This window comes from Methylocaldum marinum, from assembly GCF_003584645.1.
GTDB classification, from domain to species: domain Bacteria; phylum Pseudomonadota; class Gammaproteobacteria; order Methylococcales; family Methylococcaceae; genus Methylocaldum; species Methylocaldum marinum.
On record NZ_AP017928.1, the window covers coordinates 3511242 to 3536245 of the forward strand.

At 62.8% G+C, this 25004-nt stretch carries 24 protein-coding genes and 1 pseudogene; 3 read left to right on the plus strand and 22 right to left on the minus strand.

Annotated elements, in window-relative coordinates; genetic code table 11:
• Positions 1 to 136 precede the first annotated feature (136 nt).
• The 5 genes from dinB to sS8_RS15435 form a co-directional block, all read right to left on the minus strand.
• Positions 137 to 1270: a DNA polymerase IV gene (dinB, locus tag sS8_RS15405; protein ID WP_232020329.1), complete on the minus strand. Its 1134-nt coding sequence runs from the start codon at positions 1268 to 1270 to the stop codon at positions 137 to 139.
• 165 nt (positions 1271 to 1435) lie between these two features.
• Positions 1436 to 1825, minus strand: a complete 390-nt coding sequence (locus sS8_RS15415; RefSeq protein ID WP_119630382.1) for a DUF427 domain-containing protein — start codon at positions 1823 to 1825, stop codon at positions 1436 to 1438.
• 556 nt (positions 1826 to 2381) lie between these two features.
• Positions 2382 to 4007, minus strand: a complete 1626-nt coding sequence (locus sS8_RS28510; RefSeq protein ID WP_179952373.1) for a sensor histidine kinase — start codon at positions 4005 to 4007, stop codon at positions 2382 to 2384.
• Between the two features lie 460 nt (positions 4008 to 4467).
• Positions 4468 to 5193, minus strand: a complete 726-nt coding sequence (locus tag sS8_RS15430) for an RES family NAD+ phosphorylase (protein ID WP_119630384.1) — start codon at positions 5191 to 5193, stop codon at positions 4468 to 4470.
• Positions 5153 to 5533, minus strand: a complete 381-nt coding sequence (locus sS8_RS15435) for an MbcA/ParS/Xre antitoxin family protein (protein WP_119630385.1) — start codon at positions 5531 to 5533, stop codon at positions 5153 to 5155. The genes sS8_RS15430 and sS8_RS15435 overlap by 41 nt, the downstream gene beginning before the upstream one ends.
• A gap of 232 nt (positions 5534 to 5765) precedes the next feature.
• Between sS8_RS15435 and sS8_RS15440 the strand changes: the two genes are divergently transcribed.
• The 3 genes and pseudogenes from sS8_RS15440 (at position 5766) to sS8_RS15450 (ending at position 9352) form a co-directional block, all read left to right on the plus strand.
• Positions 5766 to 8210 carry an AMP-binding protein gene (locus tag sS8_RS15440; RefSeq protein WP_119632828.1) on the plus strand — a complete coding sequence of 815 codons (2445 nt, stop codon included), beginning with the start codon at positions 5766 to 5768 and terminating at the stop codon, positions 8208 to 8210.
• Between the two features lie 492 nt (positions 8211 to 8702).
• A pseudogene (locus tag sS8_RS15445) lies at positions 8703 to 8933 on the plus strand (YybH family protein); the annotation flags it as partial.
• A 125-nt stretch (positions 8934 to 9058) separates the two neighbouring features.
• A complete protein-coding gene (locus sS8_RS15450) occupies positions 9059 to 9352 on the plus strand; it encodes a putative quinol monooxygenase (RefSeq protein WP_119630387.1) in 294 nt (97 codons plus the stop codon).
• A gap of 254 nt (positions 9353 to 9606) precedes the next feature.
• Here the strand turns inward: sS8_RS15450 and sS8_RS15455 are convergent, their stop codons facing one another.
• From sS8_RS15455 to sS8_RS15535, 17 genes are read right to left on the minus strand one after another with little or no spacing between them, the layout of a single operon-like run.
• Positions 9607 to 10284, minus strand: coding sequence for a hypothetical protein (locus sS8_RS15455; RefSeq protein ID WP_119630388.1), 678 nt, complete (start codon positions 10282 to 10284; stop codon positions 9607 to 9609).
• 28 nt (positions 10285 to 10312) lie between these two features.
• Positions 10313 to 11593, minus strand: a complete 1281-nt coding sequence (locus tag sS8_RS15460; protein ID WP_119630389.1) for a hypothetical protein — start codon at positions 11591 to 11593, stop codon at positions 10313 to 10315.
• On the minus strand, positions 11590 to 12366 hold the full coding sequence (locus sS8_RS15465) for an outer membrane lipoprotein-sorting protein (protein ID WP_119630390.1): 777 nt from the start codon (positions 12364 to 12366) through the stop codon (positions 11590 to 11592). Before sS8_RS15465 ends, sS8_RS15460 begins: the two co-directional genes overlap by 4 nt.
• A 27-nt stretch (positions 12367 to 12393) precedes the next feature.
• Positions 12394 to 13620 carry an ABC transporter permease gene (locus tag sS8_RS15470; protein ID WP_119630391.1) on the minus strand — a complete coding sequence of 409 codons (1227 nt, stop codon included), beginning with the start codon at positions 13618 to 13620 and terminating at the stop codon, positions 12394 to 12396.
• Entirely contained in the window at positions 13611 to 14327 is a 717-nt protein-coding gene (locus sS8_RS15475; protein WP_119630392.1) for an ABC transporter ATP-binding protein, read from the minus strand. Before sS8_RS15475 ends, sS8_RS15470 begins: the two co-directional genes overlap by 10 nt.
• 59 nt (positions 14328 to 14386) lie before the next feature.
• Positions 14387 to 15058 carry an SDR family oxidoreductase gene (locus tag sS8_RS15480; protein WP_119630393.1) on the minus strand — a complete coding sequence of 224 codons (672 nt, stop codon included), beginning with the start codon at positions 15056 to 15058 and terminating at the stop codon, positions 14387 to 14389.
• A complete protein-coding gene (locus sS8_RS15485; protein ID WP_119630394.1) occupies positions 15052 to 15849 on the minus strand; it encodes an SDR family NAD(P)-dependent oxidoreductase in 798 nt (265 codons plus the stop codon). The genes sS8_RS15480 and sS8_RS15485 overlap by 7 nt, the downstream gene beginning before the upstream one ends.
• Positions 15850 to 15880: 31 nt before the next feature.
• A complete protein-coding gene (locus tag sS8_RS15490) occupies positions 15881 to 16480 on the minus strand; it encodes a tetratricopeptide repeat protein (protein WP_119630395.1) in 600 nt (199 codons plus the stop codon).
• A gap of 49 nt (positions 16481 to 16529) precedes the next feature.
• The gene (locus sS8_RS15495; RefSeq protein WP_170161102.1) at positions 16530 to 18062 is read right to left on the minus strand and encodes an FAD-dependent oxidoreductase; all 1533 of its coding nucleotides are present in this window, start codon (positions 18060 to 18062) and stop codon (positions 16530 to 16532) included.
• Positions 18059 to 18376, minus strand: coding sequence for a MaoC/PaaZ C-terminal domain-containing protein (locus sS8_RS15500; RefSeq protein ID WP_119632829.1), 318 nt, complete (start codon positions 18374 to 18376; stop codon positions 18059 to 18061). The genes sS8_RS15495 and sS8_RS15500 overlap by 4 nt, the downstream gene beginning before the upstream one ends.
• Before the next feature lie 2 nt (positions 18377 to 18378).
• On the minus strand, positions 18379 to 18810 hold the full coding sequence (locus sS8_RS15505; protein WP_119630397.1) for a hypothetical protein: 432 nt from the start codon (positions 18808 to 18810) through the stop codon (positions 18379 to 18381).
• An 11-nt stretch (positions 18811 to 18821) separates the two neighbouring features.
• Positions 18822 to 20009, minus strand: coding sequence for a beta-ketoacyl-[acyl-carrier-protein] synthase family protein (locus sS8_RS15510; RefSeq protein ID WP_170161103.1), 1188 nt, complete (start codon positions 20007 to 20009; stop codon positions 18822 to 18824).
• A gap of 14 nt (positions 20010 to 20023) precedes the next feature.
• The gene (locus sS8_RS15515; RefSeq protein WP_119630399.1) at positions 20024 to 20761 is read right to left on the minus strand and encodes an MBL fold metallo-hydrolase; all 738 of its coding nucleotides are present in this window, start codon (positions 20759 to 20761) and stop codon (positions 20024 to 20026) included.
• Positions 20754 to 21497 carry a 3-oxoacyl-[acyl-carrier-protein] reductase gene (fabG, locus tag sS8_RS15520; protein ID WP_119632830.1) on the minus strand — a complete coding sequence of 248 codons (744 nt, stop codon included), beginning with the start codon at positions 21495 to 21497 and terminating at the stop codon, positions 20754 to 20756. Before fabG ends, sS8_RS15515 begins: the two co-directional genes overlap by 8 nt.
• Positions 21498 to 21501: 4 nt before the next feature.
• A complete protein-coding gene (locus sS8_RS15525; RefSeq protein ID WP_119630400.1) occupies positions 21502 to 22710 on the minus strand; it encodes a beta-ketoacyl-[acyl-carrier-protein] synthase family protein in 1209 nt (402 codons plus the stop codon).
• Between the two features lie 41 nt (positions 22711 to 22751).
• The gene (locus sS8_RS15530; RefSeq protein WP_119630401.1) at positions 22752 to 23021 is read right to left on the minus strand and encodes an acyl carrier protein; all 270 of its coding nucleotides are present in this window, start codon (positions 23019 to 23021) and stop codon (positions 22752 to 22754) included.
• A 41-nt stretch (positions 23022 to 23062) separates the two neighbouring features.
• Positions 23063 to 25003 (minus strand): thiamine pyrophosphate-dependent enzyme, encoded by a 1941-nt coding sequence (locus sS8_RS15535; RefSeq protein ID WP_170161104.1) that lies wholly within the window; start codon positions 25001 to 25003, stop codon positions 23063 to 23065.
• Between the last annotated feature and the right edge of the window lies 1 nt (position 25004).

Genomic DNA, 25004 nt, shown 5'->3' on the forward strand with positions numbered 1-25004 from the left:
CCGGCTTTGGCATGTAAAACAGGCCTCCTTCTAATGGACATCCACGCCCCGGTGGCGAAGCAAGGGCGGCATGACAGCGAGGTTTCGGCGGACTTCGTTGCCGATCCCTTTCGGATGCGAGCATTCGACGGAAAGATCAGTCCGCAGCGAACAGATCCAATGTCGTCGGACCTTGCGTCTTTTCCAGGACCGAAAAACTGACGCCCAGCAGGCGGACCTTGCGGCGGCCGGCTTCGGTGCGGGCCAGGAGTTCGGCGAGAAGCGGGAGGACATCGCGAATGTCGCGGAAGGGACGATCCACGGTTCGGGCACGGGTGACCAGCTCGAAGTCGTCGTATTTGACTTTGACCGTCAGGCCGCGGGCTTGAAGCCCGTATCGGACCAGTTTTTTGAGGACGCCCGCGGCCAGTCCGGCGAGGTTCTCAAGCATTTCGGCCGGGTCCGAGAGGTCGACGGGAAACGTGGTTTCCGCACCCCAGGACTTTCTCGGACGGTTGGAAACGACCGGCCGCTCGTCGATGCCGCGGGCGAGCCGGTGGTAATACTCCCCGGCCTTGCCGAAATGCCGGATCAGCGTGGGCAGGGGCACTTGCTCCAGATCGCGGCCGCAGCGTATGCCCAGCGCGAGCATCCTGGCTTCCGTGGCCTTGCCTATGCCGTGGAAAGCGCCTATGGGGAGTTCCGCGATGACGGCCCTGCCCTGCTCCGGCGGAATCAGGCAAAGTCCGTCGGGCTTGTGGCGATCGGAAGCGATCTTGGCGAGGAACTTGTTGTAGGAGACTCCCGCGGAGGCGGTGAGCCGGGTCGTTCCCCTGATTCGGCGCTTGATGTCCTCGGCCATGCGCGTGGCGGAACCCCGGAACAGCCGACTGGCCGTGACATCCAGATAAGCTTCGTCGAGCGAGACGGCCTCCACCTGCTCCGTGAAATCCAGAAAGATGGCGCGAATTTCGGCCGAAACCGCCCGGTACACGTCGAACCGCGGCCGCACGAACACCGCCTCGGGACACAGCCGGTAAGCGTGGGCGGCAGGCATGGCGGATCGGATGCCGAACGCCCTCGCCTCATAGCTGCACGTCGCCACCACCCCGCGCGAGTTCGGGGTGCCGCCGACCACCACGGGTTTGCCCCGGAGTTCGGGAAAGTCCCGCTGCTCGACCGCCGCATAAAAGGCATCCATGTCGATATGGATGATTTTTCTCGGATGCCGCGTCGGCGCGACCGAATTGGAGCCGTGCGCGCCGGCGCGGCCGGTCTTGAATGAGCTCACCGAGATCGCTCGCCGGATCGGTGGTGGAGTCGTTTTCCGGGCCGCCGCCGAACCAGGCCCATATTTCGGTCAATCCTTATATGCTGACAAAAACCGCCTTAAGGATACCCGGACCTCGCGGTCATCCGAAATAGCGAATCCCGGCGGCGGCCGAACCCGCCCCTTCTAATGCTTAGCGCCAAGCTCTATGCGAATATCCGGGAACTTGTCGTCGTAGAAGGCAATCCGGTCTTTCAGCGCTTGATGTTCTTCGTAAGGATCTTCATAGGTCCAGACGGAATCATCGAGTCTTCGGTCCCGGAGCTTTACATCGAAATAGTGAGCCATCCCTTTGAACGGACACTCGGACGTGGTGTCCGATCGTTCGAGTTTGTCCATCCTGACGTCGGACCGGGGGAAATAGAAACGTACAGGATGCCGGTCTTCGTCGACTTTGATCACGTCGCTCGAATCCGCTACGACTTCACCGTCGATCCGGACCTGTACTCTTTGGCCGAGATGCGTTTCCTGGACTTTATGCTCGGGCCATTTCTGATGTCCTGGCGATTTTTTCATGCTGACCTCCTGGCTTGGTGGCGTTGAGCCGATGCGGGCGGAAGGCGATGCTGTCGAGTCCCGTGGCTATCGGCCGGCGCGGTAGGGACGAGTGATGATCTCCCGAAGATGGCCATCCGGATCTTGGAAACTCACCCCGCGGCCGCCGTCGTTGTGATTGATCCTAAAAACCGCAGTTGACTACCGAAATGACCGCAATGCTCCATCAGCTACCGCATTCTCACCCCAACCCCTCTCCCAGAGGGAGAGGGGCTAAACTACCTTCTCCCGAACTTCAAAACTCCCTCTCCCTTTGGGAGAGGGGCGGGTGAGGCGCTTGGAGAAGGGCTGGGGATGAGGGCTGTATCCAACTGCCGGATTTAGGTCGATCCCTTCCCGCTCGTGCCGGCACGAAACAAGGGTGTCATTAAGCTGGATGTCCATCGGCGATGCTCCCTGATGCGGAACCTGTCATGTTGTGACTGAGTTCAACGCCCAGCAGTTCAACCGAACCTGACCGGAAACGGCAATCGGACGCGGCTTCACCCAAGCCTTCGAAATCCGTATGGACGTTCGGTCACTCGGCCCGCGTAGGACTGATCGGATTCATCTCAAGCGGTGGACGGGTGCTTCCGGCGTCATCCACGCCGCTGATCGGCAAACGGATGACGAATTCGCTGCCCAGCCCCCGGCCCGCGCTGAAAGCCTGAATCGTCCCGCCATGCATCGCCACCAGGTTTTCGACCAGCGAAAGGCCTATTCCCAATCCCCCTTCGGTGCGGTCGAGGGTCCTATCCACCTGATAAAACAGATCGAAAACGTGGGGCAACGCTGCCGGATCGATGCCGCGGCCGGTATCGCGCACGCAAATGGCGACCTCGCCGCCCGCGCGTTCGACGCTCAGCCGGATTTGCCCACCCTCGTCGGTGTACTTGGCGGCATTGTTGAGCAAATTGGAAATCACCTGTGCCAGTCGCACGAAATCGCCTTCAATAGGGATCGGTTCTACCGGCATTCGAACCGAGAATCGGTGGCGGCGGGCCTCGATCAGGGGACGGCTGGCTTCCAACGCGCGCTGCAGGATATCGGCGACAACCAGCGATTCCTTCCGCAGTTCGATCTTGCCGCGGGTGATGCGGGATACATCCAAGAGGTCGTCCACCAGTCGAGCCAGATGCTCCACCTGCCGATCGATGACGTCACGCGTCCAGCGCAGCTTGGGGTCGTCGGTTCCCAGCCTGCGCATGACCTGAACGGCGTTGCGGATCGGCGCCAGAGGATTGCGGAGTTCATGGGCCAGCATGGCGAGAAATTCGTCCTTGCGGCGGTCCGCCTCCCGCAGCGCTTCCTCCGCGCGTTTGCGGTCGGTGATGTCCTGCAGAATGCCGCGCAGAATGATGCCGCGGCCCTGGGAACGCGGGTACGCGGCGCCGCGGAAATGCAGGCAAATGAGCATCCGATCGGCGCGAATGCCATGCAGTTCCAGGTCGAAAGCGAAATCCGGGGACGCCGTGTTGAGGACATCCAACACCGACGCGTGATCCTGAGGGTCGATGAAGCGCAGCAAGGCATCGACGCTGGCGGGAAAATCGCTCGAGGAATCGACGCCGAAAATGCGGCGCACATTCCCATCGCAAACGAGCTTTTTTTCCACCGGGTCCCACTGCCAAACGCAGATCGCAACCAAGGCTTGCAGATCGCGAAACTGTTGGTCGGAGAGTTCCAGCGCTGCCCGCTGGCGATGGTGGCGAATCAAAGACCAGGCATGATCCGCGATGGCCTGGAGGCACGCCAGATCCTCTTCGTCGTAGTCCGAGGTCTTGTTGCCGACACCGACCAGCAGCACCACGCGATCGTCGCATACGACCGGCACCCCCAGATGGCGCACCAAATGGACATGGCCTTCCGGATATCCCTGCTTGCGGCTGAGCCCCTGGTAGTCGTTGTGGATATAGGGCCGGCGATGGCGGGCGCAGTCGGCCCAGATGCCGGCGGTGCTTATCGGATAGTGGCGCTGGTATACGGCTTTGCACCGGCGCAGCGTCGCGGCCGACCAGGTCCCCAGTTCGACCGTCTCCTGGTCTTCATTGACCAGATGGAAATAGCCTATCTCGCTGCCCGTCACCGCGACCGCCGCCTCGATAGCCGCGGCGTACAAGGTCGGCTCGTCAGCATCGAGAGCGGTGCGGTATAAATCCAGCATCGCGGATTTTGCCTTCCCGGGAACGGGAGCAGACGGTATATCAATCATTTAGCGAAATCATGTCACAAATCAAACAACAAAACGCCCCGAGCCTGCGCCGCCGATTCCCCGGTTCAATCAAGGGACGTCGCTCGATTGGCAGGGAGTCGGATTCGGCATCATGGCGATGCAGACAAAGCTTGAATTTTCGGCGGCCCCTAAAAACCGTTATCGCGCTATCCGAAGAACGTTTCGGAGATCGCATGTATCCGCGCTTGCGCCGGCCCGTCGGTTTGTCGTTTTTCCTTCAAGCAGGTCGCTTCGCCGAGCTGGAGACTAAATCAGGGCTTCCTCAAGGGATATCGCAACGGGCACGGCGGCGCTTTTGATATCGAGAGGACGACAAATCATCCGGTCGTTCGACCATTTTCTTCGGACAATGTTTAATGTCTCCGGTCAAATTCCACTTTTCACCCGCGCATCAAAACTCGAATACCCAACTTTCCCGGTCCAACTGGCGCTGCAGGACGATTCGGTGCGGCGGCTGGATGAGCAAGGTCCAGGTTTGCTGATGGTTACGGTAAGGCCTTTTTACCGATTTGAAGGGCTGCGGCTTCAGCACCGCCACGCAGAAGCCGCCGGGGGCGCGGACCGATTCGTAGCGGATCAGGTCGATACCGGCTTCCCGTGCGTGTTCGGCCAGCAGCTGCGTGCCGGTGTAGTCGGAAGGGTGCGTCCAGGTTTCCCGGTCGGAGACCAGGGGCGGCTCGGATAGATCGATGGCTTTTTCGGTAGCGGCATGAAACTCGAACAGGGTCAGCTCGACGCTCGCCGAGCGTCCGGACAGGCCTTCGCTATCCAGCCAGAACCTCAGCCTCCAGTATCCGCTTTCGGCACAGGCGGTTCCGCGGTCCTCGGCGCCGTAAAAGACCCCGGGGTCGGTGCGCCGGCGAAATCGCGATCCACCCGGCAGCGGCCAATAGCGGAACGGCGTCGCCAGCAGCCAGTGCAAGCCCTGGACGTCGGCAGGCAGGCGCGGCTTGGCCTCGTCGAGGATCTCCTCCAGAAGGGCCTGGTCCTCCAGGTTGCCCGCGGCCAGGTGCATGGTGGCAACCCGGTGCTGCGCTTCCACCGCCCGCCAGCCGCTGCCCCGCCAGGGCCGGGACTCAGACGCGAGCGCGGTGGGCGTCCAGGTATTCGCAGGCATGTATCAGTCCGTCGACACGCTTGATGACCTCCAACGGAAGTTGTCCGTCGAACGCTCGATTGGCCGATTTCAGCCAGCTTCGCGCCAGCTCGTCGTCGCCGCTGACCAGCGAAGACAGCGAGCGGTAAAGGCGTACGAAATGGGCGGCCAGTTCCCAGGATTTGCCGCCTTCGGGAAGCTGGTAGCGGCCGTTCAACAGCCGGGAGGCGGTCGGTTGGCTAGCGCCGATAATGCTTTTCAGATCGTTGGGCCCGAGGCCCAGGCGGTGAGCGGCCTCGATCACCGCTCGCGTGAGGACGCGAGAGCGGTCCGAGGCGGGGACTGAAGCCGAGCGTATCATGGTGTCGCCCCTCGTTGGGTGGCCGAAAAATTTATTCCTGGGAATAACCCTATCATAAAACGGATCACATGAATATTCGTGGGCGGCCCAATCCTATTCGGCTGCCCACGATGGCCGTTTTAGACATTACCAATGTCCATCGGGTGTTCCGATGCCAAAGGAATTCGATTGGAGGACAATCCGGTGGCTGCCCCAAAACGAATATCCTTCCATTAGCAAAGGTCTCAATCTTATGGACTCGCTAGCTGTGTTCTTCGAACGGCAAACCCGCCGCCACGGACCTCGGGAAGCCGCTTGTTACCGGCCGAGATACCGGACCATTCGCTGGAGCTACGACGTGCTCGGCGAGCGCGTACTGCGACTGACGCAAACGCTGGCCGAGCACGGTGTCGGTGCGGGCGATCGGGTCGTACTTTGCGCCGGGAACTCGCCGCATTGGGTGGCAGCCTTTTTCGCCATCCTGGGCCGTGGCGGCGTCGTGGTGCCCCTGAATCCGAAAAGCACGCCGGAACAGATCAAGCGGATCGGCAAATCCGCCGAGCCCAGGCTGGCCTTGCTTTCGCGTTCTCTCACCTGGCCCGATGAGGCCATGCCCTGCTTGCCGATCGACTCGGCTTATGCCGTGATCGAAACCGCGGCTGCCCGGGATAGAATGGTTTCCGAAAACACCGGAGAACTCGCCGAAATCATCTATACCTCGGGAACGACCGGCGATCCCAAGGGCGTCATGCTCTCCCATGGAAACCTTCTGGCCGATCTCGATGCGGTGATGGAAGCGGTGCCGTTAAAGCCCGACGATCATATTCTCACGCTGCTCCCGCTGTTTCACGTCTTCGGCCAGATGACCAGCCTCTTGTGCTCGCTCCACAGCGGCTGCGCGGTGACCTATCTCGCCGCTCCGACCACCCGGGCCGTCCGCGAAGCCCTGGCCCACACACCGGCGACCCACCTGGTCGCGGTGCCCGAAGTGCTGAAAACCATGATGGATCGCCTCGAGAATCGGCTGGGACGAATTCCGGGCTTTCTCAGGCGCGCGCTGCGCGACCGCATCCGCTCCCGCATCTCGGGGACGCTGCGGACCATCGTCTGCGGCGGTGCCCCGCTCGATCCGACCGTCGAGGACAAATGGTGGAGCCTGGGCTTCGAAGTCTTGCAAGGCTACGGACTCACCGAAACGAGTCCGGTCATCAGCGCCAACACCTCCGATGCCCATCGCACCGGATCGGTCGGAAAGCCTCTCGCCGGGGTCGAGGTCAGACTTGCCGATGACGGCGAAATATTGGTTCGAGGTCCGATCGTGATGCAGGGATATTATCGGGACGATAAACGCACCCGAGCGGTTCTGGACGATGGCTGGTTCAAGACCGACGATGCCGGACGATTCGACGCAGACGGATTTCTGTACGTTTTCGGGCGCAAGAAATACATGATTCTCGGGCCGAGCGGGGAAAACGTCTTTCCGGAAGACCTGGAAGCCGAGCTGAACCGAATTCCCGCCGTTTCAGACAGCGCGGTGGTCGGTTTGCCGAAAAACGGCCGAACCGTCATTCATGCCGCGCTTCTGTGCGAGCCCGACCAGACCGCCGGCGTGGTGGCCGAGGCTAACCGCCACTTGGCCCCGCACCAGCAGATCACGAGCTGGTCGGTTTGGCCCGAGCCCGATTTTCCCCGCTCGGTTACGCGCAAGGTAAAAAAAGAAGAGGTCATCAAGCGACTCGGCAGCGAGCCGGGCGAAAAACCGATTCCAGGCGGGCGAATCACGCCGCTCAAGCGGCTGCTGGCCGAAGTGACGAAAACCGAAATCGAAAAAATCGACGACGCGACCCGGATCGTCTCCGGCCTGGGTCTCGATTCCCTGCTTCGGATCGAGTTGGTTTCACGGATCGAAGACGAATTCGGGGTTTATGTCGAAGAAACGCAAATCACGCCGGAGCTGACGGTCGCCGATCTGGATACGCTGGTGCAAGGCCAGAAGGGACGAATGCCCGGGCCGGGCGATTATCCGCGCTGGTCGAACTCCGCCTGGGCCAACCGGTTGCGTCCCGTGGCGCACCAGGCAATCTTCCGCTGGTGGCTTTCGATCTTCTGCCGCCTGCGGGTAAGCGGCGAGGAAAACCTGGCGAATCTCCGGCAACCGGTGTTGTTCATGGCGAACCACCGCAGTTTTCTCGATCCGGTCGTCGCCATCTGGGCGATTCCCGCGGCGTTTCGCTCGCGCCTCGGCATCGCGGCCGGCACCGAGGTTCTTTACGGCAAATACCCCTGGTTCGCGCCGCTGGCGGAACTCGCGTTCAATGCCTTCCCCTTCCCCACCGAAGCCCACGAAAATATCCGGCCGGGCCTGGATTACGTCGGCCGCATGCTCGACGACGGCCGGAACGTTCTGATTTTTCCGGAAGGCGGGCTGAACCGGTCCGACGAGCGGCTGCAGAGCTTCAAAGCCGGCACGGGCGTGGTCGCGGTCGAGATGGGTGTTCCGGTGATCCCGCTGGCCATACTGGGCACCGAAACAATCCTGCCTCCCGACACCATCGTTCCGCAAAGACGCGGCGAAGTGACTATACGCTTTGGACAGCCCTTGCATTTGACGGGAGAAAAATACGCCGACGCGACCTTGCGCATCCAATCATGTATCGGCCGTTTACTCGAAGAACAAGACAACCGCAGGCCGGGTTAGACAGCCCTTGCATTTGACGGGAGAAAAATACGCCGACGCGACCTTGCGCATCCAATCATGTATCGGCCGTTTACTCGAAGAACAAGACAACCGCAGGCCGGGTTAATAGTACAGCGTAAATCGGCATAGGCCTTATCGGCAAAGAGGTTCTGGTAGGCGAGTACAGGGACGATCTTGGCGGTGAAGCGCCGACTCTGTCGGGCAATTCCACCGGGAGGGAAGCGGCGCCCCCGATGGCGGCGGCCGGTTTGCCGGCTGGACTCCAGCGTTCCAACAGCGCGGGAAACACGTCCGCCAGTCGGTTCAGGCGCTGCACGAAGCCGCCATAGCCGGGCGGACGGGAAACCAGTCGCGCCCCAAAAATTTCGGCGATGTCGATATTCCGGCTTCTCGTTCGACCACTTAGAGCCTATCTTAGCAAGCCGTTCGCACTGTGCCGAGTAGCATGGTCATGAGGCCTACGAGGATAGGCCTTCGCGGCAGCCGGATGCGTTCGCCATAGAGGCGCGGGACCTCAGGGTTTTCGTGAGCGGCGATCTGGCATTCGCCCACTGGCTGTTCCGTTTCACCGGGGAAGACAAGGATCATCCGGCAATGCAAACCTGGATGCGGCTCACTACATGCTGTCAGCGGCAACAGGGCCAATGGCGGATCCTGCACGAGCATTGCTCCCTTCCCTTCGATCCGACGACATCCCAGGCCGTCTTCACGCTGGAACCGTAGGCCGTTCCCATGACGAGAGCCGATCATCCGAGCCTGGAAGACGACTGTTCCCGCAATTCGTTAAAAAATGGAAAAGACCCTATGAATGCTTCCGCCCCTAACGAGCATGAATTAAGAGGACGTCAATGATTACGGTTATTTGGGATACTTGGCTGAAACCCGGTGCGGAACAAGAAGGGCTCCGACTGACGCGCCAAGTATGGTCGGACATGCGAAGCTTCGAGGGCTACGTCTCGCATCAGATTTTCATCGATAAGGACGCTCCGGGGCATATCATCGCGCTCGCCCATTGGCGGAGCCGGGCGGATGCGGACGCCGTCCGCGAAAAATACAAGGACTCCGATACGGTCCGCCGGCTCACCCCGCTGCTCGCCCGCCCACGGGAACGCTGGGTGACTTGCGAAGACCAGGCAACATAAGTTGGCCCGGCGAGTAGTCTTGGATTGTCGGAGCGCTTCTTAAGGAAGCTCCGATCAGTTCGGATGGGTAGAGCGAAGCGAAACCCGTCGATGGCGGGTTAGCCCTTCGACGGAGCTCAGGACAGGCCCTTCGACAAGCTCAGGACAGGCTCGTCGAACGCTCTCCTGAGCCTGTCGAAGGCGCATGAACGGAATCCGCTCGTTCAGAGCTTCCTTAAGGTTTTGGTAAGAAGGCGGTTCTATCGCATGGTCGCCTAAGGGTTCTGAGGCGCCGCGGCCAATGCCGCGATTTCCCGCCTCGCCCGCTCGACGCCGTCGGGATCCGCGTTTAGCGCGACGATCCGCTGCCAGTAGTCCGTCGCGGCTTCCGTGTTGTTTCGCAGGGCTTCGATGTGGGCCGCCGTCTCGAAAAAGGCGGATCGGGCCGACGGCGGGTAGGCATCAGGCTTCGTCTCGATTTGCTTTTCCAGGCGCGCCCGGGTATCGAGGGCGCGTTGCATGGAACCGTACATGTCGACCTCGGCATCCGTATTCATCTGCACAAGCAGGACGGTAAAGTCGTCAGGCGCCTTTTGGACCGCTTCGTCGAGATCCTTGAGACAATCCCAGACCAGGTACAGCTTCTCCATGCCGAGCAGCCAAGGTCCGGTTCGGCCGGCGATCTTGCACTCGTTCGCCGCGAACCAGGCTTTCGCCGTCATATCGTCCGGATTTTCCTTGACGAGTTCCCGGAGCAGCGCGTCAGCCTCGTCGATCCGATTATGCATGAAGTTCAGGCGCGCCAGTGCCAGCCGACTGTCATAGTCGGTCTGATTCTCGACGGCCTGGCGCAGCTCGAGCTCCGCCGAGGACCACGGCGTCTCCGGAAAATCCTTGCCGCAGCCGCCGATGAAGGCGGCCGCCGCCAGGGCAAGCACTGTCTTCTTTTTCATTGTGAACACCTTCAGGTCGTTGTCGAAATCAAAGGTAGAGGGCGAACCCGGAATAGACGACGAAGCCGAAGGGGATGTCCCGGGTTTCCGATCCGGACGCGCCGCCGTAGTATTGGCCCCCCATGAGAATGGCCGCCCGGTCAAGGACCGGGTAACGCAATAATCCGCCGAGCAACACGCCCTGATCCTCGATGCCGTAACGGAGGAAAGCGCGGGCGTCCAAATCCCCGATCAAATGATTGTCGGAGATGCGGGCGAACAGATAGTGGCGCTGCATGCGGCCGAGCAGCGTATTCGCCGTGCCCAGGAAGCCGCCGGCCGCGGGCCCCAGAGGGGAGTCGAGCAGCGGCGTGCTCGATCCGGCGGCGTGTTCCAGCCGGTCGAACTCGCGTTCGCTATAAGCTTCGCCGTTGTACAGATATTCCACGATCAGGTTGACCAGGCTTTCGGTCGTGTACTGTCCGCCCACTAGAAATTGCGGCCGCCATTCGCGTCGGTCGTCGCGGTCGAATACATAAAAACGCTCGGTTCCGCCGGGCAGGTCGATGCGTCGCGGCAGCGCCGTCCGGCGGCGGTCGCGCACGCTGAATTCGCCGTGCAGTTCGAGCTTGTCGCCGATCGCGGCCGAATAAGATCCGCCCACGAAATTCATGTCTCCGATACGGGCATAGGTGAGCGCCACGTCGCTGCTGGTGAACTGCTTGCGCAGGCGCAGGGCGTAGGCCCAGTCGTAGCGGTTATCCGGTCCGTAGACTTTTTCCCGAGACTTGTGGTTGAGCGTGTAGGCGCTGGCGCCCCAGCCGTCCTCCCCGGTCCAGTCGAGGCTGGCGTAGACCTCGCCGTTCCGCTTGTACGAGAAAACCCGGTCTTCGAAATTCAGCTCCTGGTCCTGGAACGGATTGCTGGGGTTCCAGATGTAGCCGGGCCCCCACTTGAAAATGTCGACGCCCCCGCTGAGCACCACGTTGTCCGAAACATTCCAGTCGAGCGCCGCCGCCTGCGTGTAGAAGTCCGCATCCCCATCCGTGCTGCGTATCCGTTCCTGTCCCCAGAAATCGCCGCGGAGCGTGAAGGGCCCCGAGCCGTAAATGGGCGACAGGCGCAGCCCCAGGATGCCCGTGTGCGCCGGGAAGTCCAAAATCCGCCCGTCCGGGTTGAAAGGCGTGTCATCACGGAGCGGCGCATACTGCCACGCGGCCTCGGCCTGTCCGCGAACGCCCACACCGCCCAGGTCGAAGGCTGGGGTCGAGGGGCTGAAGGAAGCGGCCGCCAGCACGAGAGCCATGGCGCCGTGGCGGGTCGATTTCATCTCAGCCTGCTGAGCGCCGATACGGTGAACCGGGAAACCGGGAGATCAGCGACCTTGAACTGCGAGTATTCCATGATGGTCTTCTTGCCCGCGCTCAAGGGATTCTGGATCTCGATGGTGACTAATTGCTCCTTGCCGCCCAGGTCAGGAAGCTTCTCGTAGCGGGTGTAGCGCGCCGTCTTGAGCAGTTTTCCGGTAGTCGCGAAAAACTCCGCCCGATAGGGCATGAAGTTCTTCTGTTGTATCCACAGGTGCAGTTTGTCGTAGGTCGCGAGACTGTCGGGCTTGGCCTTCAGTTCGAGGACGTGGCAGGGGATGCCGTCCACGGTCTCTTGCTTCAGGTAGGTCGGATCGTAGTCGCCGGAAAAATCGGTACTGGCGACGTCGCCGTTGGAGGCTTCGCCCAGCAGCCGCTGCTGTGGGGTGATGCGGATGGGCTTGCTGCTCAAGGGCGAGTGGAACCAGAGATTGCTCTTGTCCATCAGGAGCGCCTTGCCCCGCTCGCTGACCGGTTCGGCGTAGATGATCAGCGACGTGTGGGCATTCAGGATCTCGGCCTTGAGCAGGAAAGTCTTTTCGGCTTCGTCGGGCTCGATGCTGCGCAGCTTGAGTTCGAAAGCAAACGACTTGCCTTTGAAATTGCGGTATTCGTCGGCTTTTTGAAGCAACTCGACCGCCGACGGGGTGTCGCTCTTAGGCATGTCTTCGGCCGCCACGGAAGCGGACAAGGCCAGCAGCAGAGCGCCGGCCACGAAGGATAAAACGGATTTCATGGGTGTTTCCTCACGAATGGGTAGTGATCAAACGTATCTCAGAGCATCGACGATGGATTTCCGCGCCGCCTGCATGGCCGGCACCAGGGTGGCGAACAGGGCGATCAGGGCGACCGCGCCGACCGAACCGGCCCAGATCCAGGGAACGTACGCGATGCGGAGCGGATAGCCCTTGGATGATCCGGGAGGCGGCGGCATCATGATCTCGAGGGCATTCAGCGAATAGGTCAGGGCGATGCCTGCGAGGACGCCGAGTACGGCGCCGAGGACGGCCAGCATCAGCCCCTCGGCCAGGAACTGCCGGACGATGCCGCCGCGATGGGTGCCCATGGCGCGCAGCGTGCCGATTTCGGCGGTACGCTCCATGACCGTGACGATCATGGTGTTGGCCACGCCGAACACCACGACCACATAAATCACCAGATTGATGAACAGGAAAAAGCCGTCGTAGAGGTCGACCACCTTCTGGTAGAAGGTGGCCAGCTCATGCCATTCGATCCATTCGATGCCGAGGTCTTGCGCCCGGCTGCGGGCGGCCACGTCCGCCACCACCGCGTCCAAGGCCATGGTCTCGTCCAATAACGCCACGACGGTGTCGACCGACTGGGTATTGAGGAGTTGCTGCGCGTGCGGGAGCGTCATCATCATGGCGGCATCGTCGTATTCCTTGGCGAAACTCTGGAAGATACCTTGGACCGTCACATCGACCGCATTCATCACGCCGTTGACGGTGGACCCGAGCAGCGAGAGCTGGTCGCCGACCTTGACGTTGAGCGCCTGAGCCAGGCCTTCCCCGAGCAATACGCCCTCGGGTTCCTCCTCGTCCAGATCGGTGCCGTCGATGATCGTCAGCGCGGAGTTGATCAGCGTTTCCGTTTCCGGGTCGACGCCGCGCACGATGGCCGCCTGGCTATTCTTTTCGTTACCCAGGAGCGCGGTAAACTCGAGCCTGCGCGAAGTCATTTGTACGTGGGGGTTGCTCTCCAGAAGCGCCTTGACCCGTTCGGCCTGCTCCAGCGGCATGCGGTAGCGGTCGGGGTCTTGCCTATGGTTCGCTTCGTAGCCCGCGCGGTGGATTTGGAGATGCCCATACTGGCTGCGAATCACGGATTCCCGAAGGCCGATATAGTTGGCCTCGACGAAACCGCCGAACAGGATGATGCCGGTGACGCCCGAGAGAATCGTCAGCAGGGCGAACAGCGAGCGACGCTTGTGGCGGAGAATGTTGCGCCAGGCGACCTTGATCAGAAACATGCCGCCGTCCTCCCCTGAGTTCCCGCCGTCGCGTCGTTTTCGATCTTGCCGTCCCGCAGCAGGATGCAGCGTTCGGCATTTTCCAGAAGTTCCCGGTTATGGGTGCAGATGATCACCGTCGAGCCCTGCTCGCGAGAGAGGTCCAGCATGAGCTGTATGATCGCTTCGCCGGTAGTGGAATCCAGATTGGCCGTCGGCTCGTCCGCGATGAGCAGGCGCGGATGATGGACCAGCGCGCGGGCGATGGCGACCCGCTGCCGCTGCCCGCCGGAGAGCTCGTTCGGATAGTGTTTGGCGTGTCCGAGTAGCCCCACGGCCTCAAGCATGCCTTCGACCCGGCCGCGGCGTTTCTTGGCGCTTTTCTCGCCGTTCAGGAGCAAGGGATATTCCACGTTCTCGAATACCGTCAGCACCGGCAGCAGATTGAAATTCTGAAAAACGAAGCCGATATGGCGCGCGCGGAAGTCGGCCAGCGCCCGATCGTCGGCGGAGGCGACGTCACGTCCCGCGACGACGATACGGCCCTGATCGAAGCGGTCGAGACAGCCGATGATGTGGAGCAGCGTCGATTTCCCGCTGCCCGAGGGGCCGCCCAGGAACAGGCGCTCGCCTTCCTTCACGGCGAGGGAGACGCCGCGGAGCGCATGCACCTGGCTCTCGCCGAGCCGGTAGGTCTTGTGCAATTCGCTGATTTGAATGAAGCCCATAGGTTTTTCGTTCTCGTGTGATTCGATCGTGGTCTTTGAAACTCGCGGCATTCCCGTGTCTAGATGATCAAACCGTCGTCCACCCGCAGCACTTGCCCGGTCATCCAATGGCCGCCGTGAGCGAGATGCAGGACATTGGCGGCGAGATGGCCCGGATTGCCCTGCCTGCCAAGCCCCATCACCTTGAACAACATCTGTTCGTGGGCCGTGAGCCGGACGCCGGTGTCGATTCCTTCGATGAAACCGTGGCAAATCACGTTGACGGCGATCCGGTAGCGGCCGAGCTCCTTCGCCAGGCATTTGCTCATACCGATCAGCGCGCCGCCCGCGGCGGCCCCGGCCAGGAAGCCTTCGCGCCCACTGCTGGCGGCGTCGTCGCAGATCACGATCACGTTGCCTTCGACGCGGTCTTTGGCCATCCTCGGCGCGAGCGCGCGTACCGCGAGGAACAGCCTCTTGCTCGCCGCGATCGTTTCCGCCAGCACCTCGTCCGGATTGGATTCGGGCGAGGCCCGGCGCAGGCGGTCGAGAAAGACCAGCGCATCGATGCCGCCGAGCGCCGCGTGTGCCGCTTCGATCGCCCGTTCCAGACGTTCCGTCGCGGATTCGGCATCCGCCGGGTCCGATTCCTCGGAGTGGTGGACCGTGGCGCCTTGCGCGGCCAGCCTGTCGGCGAGTGCGCCGGCGTAGGTTTCGCGCCCCAGGAGCCAGATCCGGGGATGGCTTACCATGTGACCAGCCCCCCCGTGACGTTCAAGACCGTTCCGGTGATGAAGCCGGCTTCGGCCGAGGCGAGGAACAGGGCGGCACCGACCAGATCGTTCGGGGTGCAGCTGCGCTTGATCGGCGTGCTGCCCATGATCGCGGCGCGCACCTGGGGTTTCATGACATCGGCGATACCGCCGTCGAGGACCTGAGGCGCGATGCAGTTGGCGGTCCAGCCGCGGCCGGCGATTTCCCGCGCCAGCCCCTTGGTGTAGGCAATGACCGCGCCTTTCGCCGCCCCGTACAGCGAACGCATGGGTTGTCCCACCAGGCCGGTGATCGAGGTGATGTTGATGATGCGGCCGTAATCCCGGGCGGCGCATCGGCACCGCATGGCCTCGCACAGATAGACGACCGGCGCCAGGTTGCCCCGCAGCATGAGGTCTGCATCGCGTTCGCTCAGCATCATGATCGAATCGTCGCGCGCCGTGCCGATGCAATTGATCAGGACGTCCACGCCGCCCAGCCGGTCGAACGCGCGATCGAACAGGTTTTCCGCCGCTTCGCGCTCGGTCAGGTCGGCCTGCGCCGGAAAGGCGCGGGATGGCCCCCGCTCCGCGTTGATGCGCTCGGCCAGGCGCTCCACGGGGCCGGCGCTCCGATGGTAATGGAGGCAGACCCGCGCGCCCGCATCGGCGACGGCGGCGGCGATCGCCGCACCGATGGCGCCACTGGCGCCGGCGATGAGCACGCGGCGTTCGGCGAGCGACGTTGAGCCCGATCCGGCCGCCGTGTCGTTGATGGCTGTGTACGGCATGATGAGTCGATGTTCTTCCGATGCGTTAGCTTTAGCGGTTTTCGGCGAGGATTTTTTCCGCCTCGGCGAGCTTGCCGCGGGCGTCTGCCAGGTGCTCCGCCGGGCACTCACGGGATTCGCACAGCGCGAGATAATGTTTGAAGTCGACCACGGCGAACGAGGTCCGCTTCAAGAAGACCGGCAGCTCCATGCTGTTGTAGGCTCGGGTCAGGCGTACAACCAGATTGTCGGGATCCTTCTGCACGGCCTTGTCGAGCAGGCGCGTACCGGACTTGACGAAAAAGGTCTGCTTGCCCGGATCGGTTTCGAACAGGGCTTTCATGGTGATCACGCTGCCCAGCCAGCCGGCCACCTCCTGATCCTCAGGGTGCAGCTTCTGCGCCTTCTTCAGATACTGCTCCGCCGTCTCAACCCGCTGCTTGTCGGGTGCGGTGCGGCTGAGTTGATGCAGGATGATGCCCGCGGATTTCAATGCCTCGAAATCGTCCGGGTTCTGGCCGAGGGCGGTTTCGTATTTCGCCAGCGCGTCTTTGGCCTCGGCGCCCTTGAGATAGATCACGTCGGCCGCGAAGCCGTGGGCGCTGATGGATGCGAGCACGAGTACGGAAAGCAGTCGTTTCATTGACATCATGGTTCACTCTCTTCTGGATGGTTGAACGGAATACGGCGATGGAATCCGGCTAGATGTCTTCCAAGACGATTCGGGCATCGCTGCTGGCCTCCATGCCCGTCCATACGGCGGAATAAAGGCCGGTGATGCCGAAGGAGTCGCTGTGCGCGAAGACGATGTTGCCGAACGGCTGCTTGGCGGCATTCAGAACGTCGTCCATGCCGGGCGTACACCCGACCATCGGGTGTCCCCAACGGTGCAGCCGAACCGTCTCGATAGCGCCGCGGCTTCGGGGCAGAATGGCATTGAGGTCGGCCACGATGCGCGCCGCGAGCTGCCGGGCCGAACCGCCGAACAGTTCGATGCGGCCCGCGCTGCCGGGATACGGCACGTACACGGTCAAATGGCTCGATCCTTGCGGATCGCGATTGCCGAGGAGCCAGTCGGCGGCGACGATGAAGCGGCTAAACCGCGAGGCGCTCGCGGTCTCGAAGGCGGGCGCGACCCGTCTCGACAGTTCCACCTGGGCGACCAGGTAGGCGTTGTAACGAAACCGGTCGTAGACCTCCGGCCGCTCCTCGCGCAAACCCACCACGGCGTGCTTCGTGAACACCTTGGGGACGGCCATCACGGCGCAACGCGCCTCGATGGTTTGCAGCGAACCGTCGTCCGCGCATCCCGTCACCCAAACCTTGCCGTCCGGACGGTTCTCGACCCGGATCGCGGTGAATCCGGTCATCAAGGCGTTCGGGCGGATCGCTTCGCAGCGCTCGCGCAGAATTTCGGAGATGGCGCCGTGTCCGCCGGGCAAGGTATAGGCGGGCGCCGGGAGATTCGAAAGCAGGTAGAGGGCGATCCAGGCGGAGACATCCTCGCCGGTTTCGCCGAGACGGGAGCTCAGCATCAGCTTCAGGAAATGGCTTACGGCTTCCGGGTAGCCTTTGTCCGCGATATACCGGCTCAGCGTGATGCGGTCGAGCCGGCGGACGTCCGCCCGATTGTCGGCGCGCGGAAAGAAGATGCCGTCGATGGGGTGGCGCAGCGCCGCCAGATCGTCGCGCACGCGGCGGAACCCCTCGCGCTCCCGCCTCGAGAAGGGGAGATGGCGCCAGCCGTCTTCCGCCAAGGGGTCTTCGACCAGGCGGCCGCGGACATGATAGGCCAGCCTGGAACCCAGAACGGGCTCGAACGGCACGTCCAGTTCCCGGAAGAAATCGATGAAGGGGAACACCGGGCCCTGGCTGACCAGCGCCCCCAAGGGATAATAGATGCCGCGGCTTTGCCGGCGCCGCGAGTTGCCGCCGAACGCGTCCTCCTTTTCGACCAGCAGGCAATCGTACTCGCCGAGCCGATACAGCGCGGTCAGCCCGGAAATGCCGCCGCCCACGATGACGATATCCTTGCGCAGCGAAGGCTCGGGGATCCTGAAGGCAACGCCGTCCCGAACCTGGTGCGTGATCCCGAAGTGGTCGACTTCGTCGAAGGCGTCCGGAAGGCTGACGAGGTTCGGCCGGCCTTTGGCGTCGACGCGAAAGCTCGCTCCGACGCCCAATCCGAGTCCCCCGAGGACGGCCAGTGCTTTCAGCGCGGAACGACGGTTCATGATGAAAACTCGACCACAAAGTCCGCTTTGGCGACCAGGACGCCGTCCTGATTCACGAAGCGGCAGGCGACTTCGGTGGGCAGGCGATCGCTTCCGGTAGGCACGCATTCCACCTGAACGGTCTGGGACGGCAGCACCGGTGCGAGAAACTTTTGCCGCACGATGCGGCGGATGCGGCAGGGATAACCGTATGTTTCCGTCAGGGTCCGTCGGGCGAAGGCGAGCAGCAACACGCCCGGCAGTATGGGATTGCCGGGAAAGTGGCCTGCGAACACGGGTTGCTCGGCGGAAACGAGATGGGATTTCGTCGTCATGGTCAAGCTCCCGTGACCGTGAGCCGGCCGGCGGCGATGACAGCCTCGCCCTGAAGTGCCCGGAAGCCGCCCCGGCAGAGCCCGCCGAAGCGGGCTTCGATGCGGACTTCGATGCGGATGTCCCGTTCCGGATCGGCGGATGCATTGAACTCCACTTGCTCGAATCCGAGGAGCAAATGGCGGGCGTCCTCGCGCGATTCAGGGCGATGCGCGTCGGTGGCGAGCACCACGCCCATGATCTGCGCGGCGCTTTCCAGCACCAGTTCGTCGGCGAGATCGCGCCCGGTCCAGTCGTTCCATAGGATCCGGTCCTCGGCCAAAGTGACGTGGCCGGTACCGGCCGCGCCCGGTGTCTCGATGTCGATGTAGTTCGGCATCAGGATGGGGTGGCGGTGAGGCAGGAGGGATTCGATGTCGGAGCGTTCGAGTCGCATGGCTATTCGTCCTAAGCCGCGTAGCCGCAGCCGACGACCACCGAGACGTGGCTGCCGCCGACGCCCGAGCCGTGGTGCAGGAAGCGGGATACCCGTTCCCGCTCCGTGCTGTAGTTGAGGAGGGAGGCAATGCCTTCGTCGTAGTCCACGCCCTCGTTCATCGCCGGGACGACGCCGCGCTGGGCGCAAGCGATGCCCAAAGCCAGGCGCAGGACGCCGGAGGCGGCGAATTCGCCGGTATAAGCCTTGATCGCCGAGACTCTCGCCGAGGCATCACCGAGCGCCTGCCGCCAGACCTCCGCGTCCGAGCGATCCTGGTTTTTTCCGCCGTTGGCGGGGCTGGATATCCAGTCGATGTCGGCGAGTTCGCACCCGGCTCGAGTCAGCGCCTGATCGATCGCCGCGACGGCCCCATCGGAATCGTGGCCGAACGCGTCCTTGGCCGACGATCGCAGGCCGATGCCTTCGATGGTTCCGAGAATCTTCGCCCCACGCTCCAGCGCGGCTCGTTCGGTCTCCAGCAGCAGGGCCGCCGCGCCCTCGCCCAGGGCGAAGCCGGAACGGCGGCGGGCGAACGGGTAGGAATCCTTGCCGCCGGCCAGGCCCATATCGTGGAAGGCTTCCACCAGCGCCGAGCTGAGCTCGTCGGCGCCCACCACCAGGATGCGTTCGGCGAGTCCCTGGCGGAGCATCATGGACGCATACACAAGCGCATACTCGCCGCTGACGTCGACGCCGGTGATCGTGGAATTGGGGCCGGCCACGCCGAGCTCGATGGCGGCTAGCCCTGCGCTGGCGTTGTATACCGTGGTCGGGAAATGGGCGGGGCTCAGGGTCTTGATGCCGTCACGCAGGAATTTCTTCTGATGCTCCACGACGCTGCTGAGACCGGAGAAACCGGTTCCGACCAGGAGGCCGCAATCCCGGCGCAGGTCCGACGGCAGCGCCGCGTGAGCCAGCGCCTGGCTGCCGGCCGCGATGGTGTAGCAATTGATCGGGTCCATCCGGCGCGCCTTCTTCGGGTTCAGGTAGTCGGCGACATCGAACCCCTGAACGGCGCCGAGGCGGCGTTCGGGCCCGAAGCGGTCGGTCTCGGCGAGGCCGGTCTTCCGCTCGGCCGTAGCCTGGACGGCCGTATCGACGTCGGAGCCCAAGGAACTCACGATGCCGATGCCGGTAATCGCGATCTGATCAGTCATGACAAATAACTCCGTTAAAAAGGTGTGAGATTGCCGCGCCGGGGATCGAACCATTCGCCGTGGCCGGGCACGACGAAGTCGGCCTCGGCGACGCGGCGGCGGGAGGCCAGCAGCCGTTCCCGATTGTGGACGATCAGATGATGGTCGATGCCCGTGGCGACAAAATCGTCCAGGGACAGCACCGCGTCGCCGGCGATCATGCAGGCGCCCTGTTTGGTCTCCACCCAGAGGCCCATCTGGCCGGGACAATGACCGGCCAGGTCCACGGTGGCGACGTGCGGCGAGAGCTGCTCGCCGGGGTCGCAGAGATGAAAATCGGGTGCACGCTCGGACGATTCGAAGTCGTAGCGCGAATCCGTGGCGAGGCGCAGGAATTCGCGCAGAAACACCGGCGCGATGAGCTCATGCGTCTCCTTCAGGAAGGCCTTGTAAGCGGCGCGGTCTTCCCGGTAGCGCATCAATTCGCGCACGAATCGATATTCCTGCCGGGGGACATGCATCCGCCATCCACGGCACTCGGGCGCCAACGCCCGGTAATGGTCGAAATGCAGGTGCGTGAAATAGGCATCGGTGATGCCGTCCAGACCGAAGCCGACCACGCCGCGCAAGACCGCGTCGAGTTCCGCCGCCGTGGCGAAATCGCCGCCGTCCGCCAGGAACCGCCGCGGCCCGTCGACGACCAGGGTCGCACTGGCGCGAAGCGTCAGCCGGGTCGGGCGGTTCAAGCGGTAAACCTGCGCTTTCTCAGACACTGAGACCTCCGTCCACGACGATCACCTGGCCGGTCATGTAGCTGTTTTCGGGCGACGCCAGGAAGCAGGCGACACGGGCGACTTCCTCCGGGGTTCCGGCGCGGCCCATGGGAACCGACTTGATCAGCGGCTCGAGCTGTTTCTGGTTCATGCCGGCCAGCATGTCGGTGTCCACGAACCCGGGCGCCAGCGCATTGACGCTGATGCCGTAGCGGGCCAGTTCCTTGGAGAGCGAGCGGGTCATGGCGATGACACCGCCCTTGGAAGCGGCATAGTTGGCCTGCCCCGGCGTTCCGATCAGGCCGCTGATCGACACCACGTTGACGATCCGCCCGAAGCGCCGCCGCATCATGTCCTTGACGACGGCGCGGGACACCAGAAAGCTGCCTTTCAGATTGGTGTCGACCACGTCGTCGAAAGCCGCCTCCGACATCATGGCGAGAAAGCTGTCGCGGACGATGCCGGCATTGTTGACCAAGATCTCGATCGGCCCGAGATCGCCGGTCACCGCCTCGACCATGGATTCCACCTCGGCGGCCGCCGCCACGTTCGCCGGATAGGCGCGGGCGGTTCCGCCGGCCTCGTGGATTTCCCGGCAGAGTTCTTCCGCCTTGTCGCGGTTGCTGGCGTAATTCACGGCCACTTTGCAGCCCGCCTCCGCGAGCGCTTTGGCGATGGCGCGACCGATGCCGCGCGAGGCACCGGTCACCAGCGCGACCTTGTCTTCGCATCCCATGGTTTCACCCTTCATAACGTCTGAAAATCAAAGAGGTGTTATTGCCGCCGAAGGCCAGGGAATTCGACATGGCGTATTCCATCGTGTGATTGCGGGCCCGATTCGGCACGTAGTCGAGATCGCATCCGGGGTCCGGCGTCTGGTAGTTGAGCGTCGGCGGGACGAACTGGCCCTGCAGGCTCAGCACCGTCGCGGCGGCTTCTATGGCGCCCGCCGCCGACAGTGTGTGGCCGATCATCGGCTTGATCGTGCTCATGCAAAGGCCGTCGGGTTTTTCGCCGAAGACGCGCTTGACCGCGGCGGTTTCCGACTTGTCGTTGAGCTGCGTGCCGGTGCCGTGGGCATTGATGTAACGGATCTGTTTCGGCTGTATGCCCCCTTTCCGGAGCGCCATGTTCATGGCGCGTGCCATGCCGTCTCCTTCGGGGTGGGGAGCGGTGATGTGATTGGCGTCCGAGGTCAAACCGTAGGAAACGAACTCGGCGAGGATCGGCGCCTTGCGCCGCAAGGCGTGATCCAGGTCCTCCAGTACCAGTACCGCCGCCGCCTCGCCGAGGACGATGCCGTCCCGGTTCAAATCGAACGGCCGACTCAGCGTCGGACTCAAGGCGCCGAGCGCGTTGAAGCCGGACAGGGTCACGTAGGACGCCGCCTCGACTCCGCCGGCGAGCATCACGTCGGCATAGCCCTCGCGGATGAAATCGGCGGCGTAACCGACTGCGGTCGCTCCGGACGAGCAGGCCGTCATGATGCTGCTGCGCGGCCCGTGAAAGCCGAAATGAGCGGCTACTGCATTGCCGGCGTTGTCCGGATTGGTGGCGAGCAACCGGGACGGGCGCCTCGGTTCATGCCGAATGGCGCGGGTCACGTAGGCCTCCGTGTCGGCGACCGCGCCGCCGCTCCCGAGCACCACGCCGGTACCGGCGTGAACCGCCGAATTGACGGGGAGGCGTGCCGAATCCACCGCCTCCATGGCAGCCGCCAGAGCGTAGAGGTCGACCGACGAGTAGTGCCTCTTGGCGCGGCTTCCGATGTCCGCCGGGATCTCGAATCCCTCGATCTTGCCGAGTTGATTCGAGGCGAAGCCCTCGGTGTCGTGCCAACGGTTCTCCTTCACTCCCGAGCGGCCGAGCCGGAGCGAGGCCTCGAACTGGCTGACGTTATTGCCGATCGGGCTGATGATCCCGATGCCTGTGATAGCGATGCGTTTCATGAATTCTCCCCTAAGCGCTTCCCCGTCGGCTTGCGTCCGGTTCAGGCCTTCGCGGCCACCAGCTGACCGATGTGGTCGGCCAAGGTGTTGAGAGTCCGGAAGTGGGCTTCCACCTCCTCGTCCTGTTTCAGCTTCACGCCGAAGGTCTGTTCCACGCCGAGCACGATGTCGATCACGTCGATGGAGTCGATGTTCCATCCTTCCGGATCGAACAATCCGTCATCGTCGCCCGCATTGATCGCGGCGATATCCATGTTCAGGCGGTCAGCGAAGATGTTTTTCAGTTCGGTCTTGATTTGCTCGTTTTGCATGGCTTTTTTCCTCGTTTGGGGTTAAGAGTGTTAGAAGACAGTCAATGGGTCTCTTTTTCGAACGCGTTCAACAGCTTTCGAATCGGCGGAATCGCGCGGAGCCTTCTGATCACCCGATGCCACGGCACCGGCGCGATCATCCGCGTCAGAACGGAAGACTTGAAGGACAGGGTTCTCGGGATGATGGCGTGCTCGGGACACGACTGCGAACACAATCCGCAGCCGATGCATTCGGTCGAAATGGCCACTGAGTCCAGCCGAGCGGTTTGTCGGTCCCAGGACGGCACGATGGCCGGGCAATCGACCTTCAGGCATTCCCCGCACTGGGTGCAAAGATCGGTTTTGATCGTGTACCGGTAATTGGTCGGCCCTTTCCGCGGCAATCCCTGCACGCAGTCGCCTTTGACCACCATGACGGACAGGCGGTCGGACGCCAGGAAGGCATCCAGGGTGGATTCCAGCTGATCCACGTCCAAGGCATCGACGACGGCGAATTCAGGCACGCCCAGTGCGTGTAACAGGCGTTCCCAATCGTCACGCTTGAGCGGCCGATTGGTGAGCTGGAAGCCGGTCATGGCCGTTCCGGCGTTGTCCAGGATTAGGATGGTTCCCGGTATCTTCGCCGTCACGGCGGTCAGTAGCGACGGGATGCCGGAATGAAAGAAGGTCGAATCCCCGATCACGGCGATGCAGGAGCGCGCCGCCTCCGGACCCATGGCGGCAAGGTAGCCCTGCAGGATGCCGAGGCTTGCCCCCATGCACAGGTTCGCATGCAGCGCTCCATGGGGTTCCAGCGCACCCAAGGTGTAGCAGCCGATGTCGCCGACCACATAGAGATCGCGCTTGCCCAGCGTGTAAAAGATCCCGCGATGAGAGCAACCGGCGCAAAAGCCGGGGGGGCGGGGCGGCAGCGGAAGTCCGGAGTGGCTCTCCGGCGTCGTAGCCTGGTGCCGGATCGGGATGACTATTCGCTTGTGGCCGATCCGTTCCTGCAGACGTTCCGCGATCTCCGGGATGTCCGGACTCTCGAGATGTTTAAGGGAAAATTCGCCGACCCCGTCGAAATGGGGACGCGCGGCGACGTTGACGCCCAGGGCGCGGATGCGCTGTTCCAGGAAGCGGCTCGATTCCTCGACCACCAGAATGCGGTCGCAGCGGGCGGCGAACTCCAGGATCGCTTCTTCATTCAAGGGGTAGCTCATGCCGACCTTCAAAATCGGCGCCCGCCCCTCGAACGGTTCGCGGACGGCATGATAGGGAAAGCCCGTCACCACGATGCCGTAGGGATATTTTTCCAGGCGTTCGGCCGGCATCAGGGTTTGCATGAACCACCGGCTCCAGTGTCCGTTGGCCAAGCGGTCGATTCTCCGCACCAGATCCTTGTGCCGGGCCGGGACGAATGCCGGCAGCAACAGGTACTTCTCTATCGGGGCGGCGAAGCCCAGATTCGGGAGAACTTGGCGTCTCGCTCCCATCACCGTTCTGGATGTGCCGTAGCAGATCGGGGTCGTAACCCTCACCACGACGGGGACGTCGAACTGCTCGCTGATTTCGAAAGCGAGTCGCGGAAAGATCAGCGCCTCGTCGATATCGGAAGGTTCGAGCACGGGGACGTGCGCCGCCTGGGCAAGCTGCCTGGTGTCCTGCTCGTTCTGCGAGGCCTTGGCGCCCGGATCGTCGCCGACGACGATGACCAGTCCGCCGCGGGTGCCGGTGTAGGCGACGTTGAAGAACGGATCGGCCGCCACGTTCAAGCCCACGTGCTTCATCACCGCCAAGGCGCGCTGCCCGGCATGGGCGGCGCCGATGGCCGCCTCCAGGGCGACCTTCTCGTTGGCCATCCATTGGGTCTTGATTTCGGGAAAGCGCAGGAGGCCTTCCACGACCCCGGTGACCGGCGAGCCGGGATACGAACCCACGAACGCGGCACCCGCTTCCCATGCGCCGCGCGCAACCGCCTCGCAACCGTTGAGAAATGCCATG